The organism is Micromonospora sp. D75 (genome assembly GCF_018070405.1).
Classification (GTDB): domain Bacteria; phylum Actinomycetota; class Actinomycetes; order Mycobacteriales; family Micromonosporaceae; genus Micromonospora; species Micromonospora chalcea.
On the sequence record NZ_JAGPXV010000576.1, the window covers coordinates 1 to 3,829 of the forward strand.

General features: G+C 75.6%; 5 protein-coding genes. 3 read left to right on the plus strand and 2 right to left on the minus strand.

Annotation, left to right across the window (positions count from 1 at the left end):
* Both KBX39_RS25705 and KBX39_RS25710 read left to right on the plus strand, forming a co-directional pair.
* A partial coding sequence (locus KBX39_RS25705) for a glycerol-3-phosphate dehydrogenase C-terminal domain-containing protein (protein WP_282102475.1) occupies window positions 1-867 on the plus strand: 867 nt, incomplete at its 5' end.
* Window positions 868-933: 66 nt separating this feature from the next.
* Window positions 934-1,443 carry a hypothetical protein gene (locus tag KBX39_RS25710; RefSeq protein ID WP_043327989.1) on the plus strand — a complete coding sequence of 170 codons (510 nt, stop codon included), beginning with the start codon at window positions 934-936 and terminating at the stop codon, window positions 1,441-1,443.
* On the opposite strand, the gene KBX39_RS25715 is transcribed toward KBX39_RS25710, so the two are convergent.
* Complete coding sequence (locus KBX39_RS25715) at window positions 1,440-2,840, minus strand: FAD-binding oxidoreductase (protein ID WP_043327990.1); 1,401 nt, start codon at window positions 2,838-2,840, stop codon at window positions 1,440-1,442. The genes KBX39_RS25710 and KBX39_RS25715 overlap by 4 nt on opposite strands.
* Before the next feature lie 33 nt (window positions 2,841-2,873).
* Between KBX39_RS25715 and KBX39_RS25720 the strand changes: the two genes are divergently transcribed.
* Window positions 2,874-3,206, plus strand: coding sequence for a DUF4031 domain-containing protein (locus KBX39_RS25720; RefSeq protein WP_043330893.1), 333 nt, complete (start codon window positions 2,874-2,876; stop codon window positions 3,204-3,206).
* Here KBX39_RS25720 and KBX39_RS25725 read toward each other — a convergent pair.
* Complete coding sequence (locus KBX39_RS25725) at window positions 3,132-3,767, minus strand: metal-dependent phosphohydrolase (protein WP_210872922.1); 636 nt, start codon at window positions 3,765-3,767, stop codon at window positions 3,132-3,134. The two genes, KBX39_RS25720 and KBX39_RS25725, sit on opposite strands and share 75 nt — an antisense overlap.
* Between the last annotated feature and the right edge of the window lie 62 nt (window positions 3,768-3,829).

Consider the following 3,829-nt stretch of genomic DNA (forward strand, 5'->3'; position numbering starts at 1 on the left):
ACCACCGACACGGACTGGCAACTCGACAGGTCCCCCCCGGCCGCGACCGCCAGCGACATCGAATCCCGGCACTCCCCGGTCAACACGGTGCTGGACCGGCCGCTGACCACCGCCGACATCGAGGGCGTCTACGCCGGGCTGCGCCCGCTGCTGGCCGGCGAGGCGGACTCCACCTCGAAGCTGTCCCGCGAGCACGCCGTGGTGGAGCCGATGCTCGGCCTGCTGCTGGTGGCCGGCGGCAAGTACACCACCTACCGGGTGATGGCCTCGGACGTGGTCGACCGCGCGATGCACCGGCTCGGCCGGACCCGCCCCTCGCGTACCGCCGACCTGCCGCTGCTGGGCGCCGACGGCTACGCGGCCCTGTGGCGGGACCGGGCCGACCTGGCCCGCCGGCACGGAGTCGCGGTCGGTGTGGTCGAGCACCTGCTGGAGCGGTACGGCAACCTCACGCTGGACCTGCTCGCGCTGGTCGACGCCGATCCGCTGCTCGGCTCGCCGCTGGCCGGCGCACCGGAATACCTGGCCGCCGAGGTGACGTACGCCGCCCGCGCCGAGGGCGCGCTGCACCTGGAGGACGTGCTCACCCGGCGTACCCGGATCTCGATCGAGACCAGCCACCGCGGCCTGGAGTCGGCGGAGCACGCCGCGGAGCTGATGGGCGCGGTGCTCGGCTGGGACGCGGCGACCCGGGACCGGGAGGTGGCCCACTACCGGGCGCGGGTGCTGGCCGAGCGGGAGTCGCAGCTCATGACGGACGACATCGCCGCCGACGCGGCCCGCCTCGGCGCGCCCGATGTGCGTGGTTTCGCAGCAGACCGAGGGACCGACGGCCCGGGCGTTGAACTTCCGGCCTCCCCCAGGTAGGGGATCCCCACCCCGGGCCGCTCGGCCGCTAGTGCGCGCTACCTACGGAAGTGTAGGTTTCCCCGCGTGGTCCGCCCATCATGGTCGTCGCGCGTCCCCGCCCTGTCCGCTGCCGTCCTGCTGGCGACCGCTCTGACCGGATGCGCCTTCGGCCGGGCCGAAGGCGCCACCGCGCCCGGAACAGCGGGAACAGCCAGCCCCACCCCGGCCGGCAAGCGCGTCTCCCTGGTGCAGAAGCTCGGCGACGAGGGCCCGATCCGCCACCTCGACGTGGACCCGTCCGGCCGCTGGCAGTGCCGCGACTGCGCCGGTGACGGCGTGGACGCCACCGGCACGCTGAGCCCCGAGCAGAGCCGGCGGCTCCAGCGGATGCTCGCCGACCCGGCGCTGGCGAAGGAGACCGACGAGGCCCGCGGCTACAAGCAGGGCTGCATCGGCGTGCTGACCTCGACGTTGCTCGTCCCGCCCGGCCTGACCGTCACCATCCAGGACTGCCCGGGCGAGCCGAAGCCGAAGGTGGCCTACGACGTGCTGCTGCTCGTCACCCAGGCCACGCCCGCCGAGGACAAGGGTTAGAACACCTTGCCGGGGTTGAACAACCCGGCCGGGTCCAGCGCCGCCTTGATCGCCTGGTGCACCCGTACGCCCACCGGGCCGATCTCGCGGGCCAGCCAGTCCCGCTTGAGCAGCCCCACGCCGTGCTCCCCGGTGCAGGTGCCGCCCAGCTCCAGCCCGAGCGCCATGATCTCGTCGAAGGCCCGCCGCCCCCGGGCCAGGCTGTCCGGGTCGGCCCGGTCGACCACGATGTTCGGGTGCATGTTGCCGTCGCCCGCGTGACCGACCACGCCGATCGGCACCCGGCACGCCTCGGCGATCCGGGCCACCCCGTCCAGCAGTTCCGCCAGCCGGGCGCGCGGCACCGCCACGTCGTCGATGACCAGGCCACCGTTGCCGCCGGGGTAGGTCTGCGCCGCGAACCGCTCCATCGCCGGGTGGGCCAGCCGCCGGGCCTGCAGCAGCGCCGCCGCCTCGGTCGCGTCGCCGGCCGCGTAGACCTCGTCGGCGCCCGCCGCCGTGCACACCTCGGCCAGCCGGGCCAGGTCGTCGGCGGCCCGGGCGCCGGTGTCCACCGCTGCCAGCAGCAGCGCCTCGGCATCGGTGCGCAGACCCATCGGCCGGTACGCCTCGATCGCCCGCAGATGGGTCCGGTCCAGCAGTTCCAGCAGGCTCGGGGTGAGTCCCCGCCCGGCGATCCCGGCGACCGCGCCACCGGCCGTGGCCACCGTGGGGAAGACCGCGACCAGTGTCAGTGACTGCTCCGGGGCCGGACGCAACGCCACTGTCACCTCGGTGATCACGCCGAGCGTGCCCTCCGAACCGACGAAGAGCCGGGTCAGGTCGTACCCGGCGACCCCCTTCGCGGTACGCCGCCCGGTGCGCAGCACCTCGCCGGAGGCGAGCACCACCTCCAGGCCCAGCACGTACTCGCCGGTCACGCCGTACTTCACGCAGCACATGCCACCGGCGTTGGTGGCCACGTTGCCGCCGACCGTGGACGACTCCCACGAGCCGGGATCCGGCGGATACCAGAGGCCGTGCTCCCGCACCGCGCGGGCGAGCGCCGCGTTGACCACGCCGGGCTGCACCACGGCGATCCGGCCGACCGGGTCGATCTCGCGGACCCGGTTCATCGCCACGGTGCTCACCACCACCGCGCCGTCCACCGCGTTCGCCGCGCCGGCCAGCCCGGTCCGCGCGCCCTGCGGCACCACCGGTACGCCGTGCCGCCCCGCCGCCCGGACCACCGCCACCACGCCCTCGGTGTCACGGGGCCGGACCACCACCAGCGGGACGCCCGAGTCGCACAGGTCGGCCTCGTCGCGGGCGTGCCCGGCCAGCAGGTCCGGGTCGGTCAGCACGGCGGCGTCGCCGAGCGCGCCCCGCAGGTCGTCGAGGAGGGGATGGGCGGCCATGCCGGGAAGGCTACCGGCGTACCGTATGTTGCCGTGCTCTACCTGGACCCGCCCGCCGTGCCCTGGCGCGGCCGGCTCTGGTCGCACCTGATCAGCGACGTCTCGTACGCCGAGCTGCACGCGTTCGCGGAGATGCTCGGCGCGCCCCGGCGCGGCTTCGACCGGGACCACTACGACGTGCCCGCCGAACGGTTCCGGGCGGCGGTGTGGCTGGGCGCGACTGTCGTGCCCTCGCGGGAGATCGTCCGGCTGCTGCGGGACACCGGCCTGCGCCGTCCGAAGCACCGCTTCTCAGGCCAGCGCGGCCAGCTCCCGGGACAGGTTGGCCCGGGCGCGGGACTCCCAGCGGGCGTGCGGCTCGGGTAGCCGGTACAGCGCCGGCAGCGCGAGCAGGTGCCGCAGCGCCGCCGACCGGCCGGCGCGGAAGTCCGGGTCGGGCACGTGCGCGTACTCGGCGCGGATCGCGGCGGCGTACCTGTCGTAGCGCTCCGCCGGGGCCGCCAGCACCGCCAGGTCCGCGTCGCAGAGCAGCGCGCCGTCCGGGTCGTCCGGCCCGACCGCGTGACCGGCGGTGAGCAGCACCAGGCGGCGTACCCCGGTCACCGTCGCGGCCGGGAGCCCGGCGGCGGCCAGCAGCTCGCCGCCGAGGTCGGCGCTGGCCCGCTCGTTGGCGTCACCCGCCGCGCGCGGGTCGTAGACCGCGTCGTGGCACCACGCCGCGAGCCGGACCAGGTCGGGGTCGCGGGCCAGCCCGGCGTACGCGTCGACCACGTCGAGCACCGCCCGCAGGTGCGCCTCGTCGTGGTAGCGCCGGTGCGGCTCCCGCCAGCCCGCCAGCAGCCGGGCGCCGGCCCGGTCGACAGCCGCCGGATCGGTCGCGCCCGCCGCCCGCGCCGTCTCCCGCCACCGTGCCGTCAGGTCGTCCATCGGATGCAGTCTGCCCCCTTCGGCCCGGGTAGAGGGATTCAGCCGGGGCGGTCCGGGTCGTC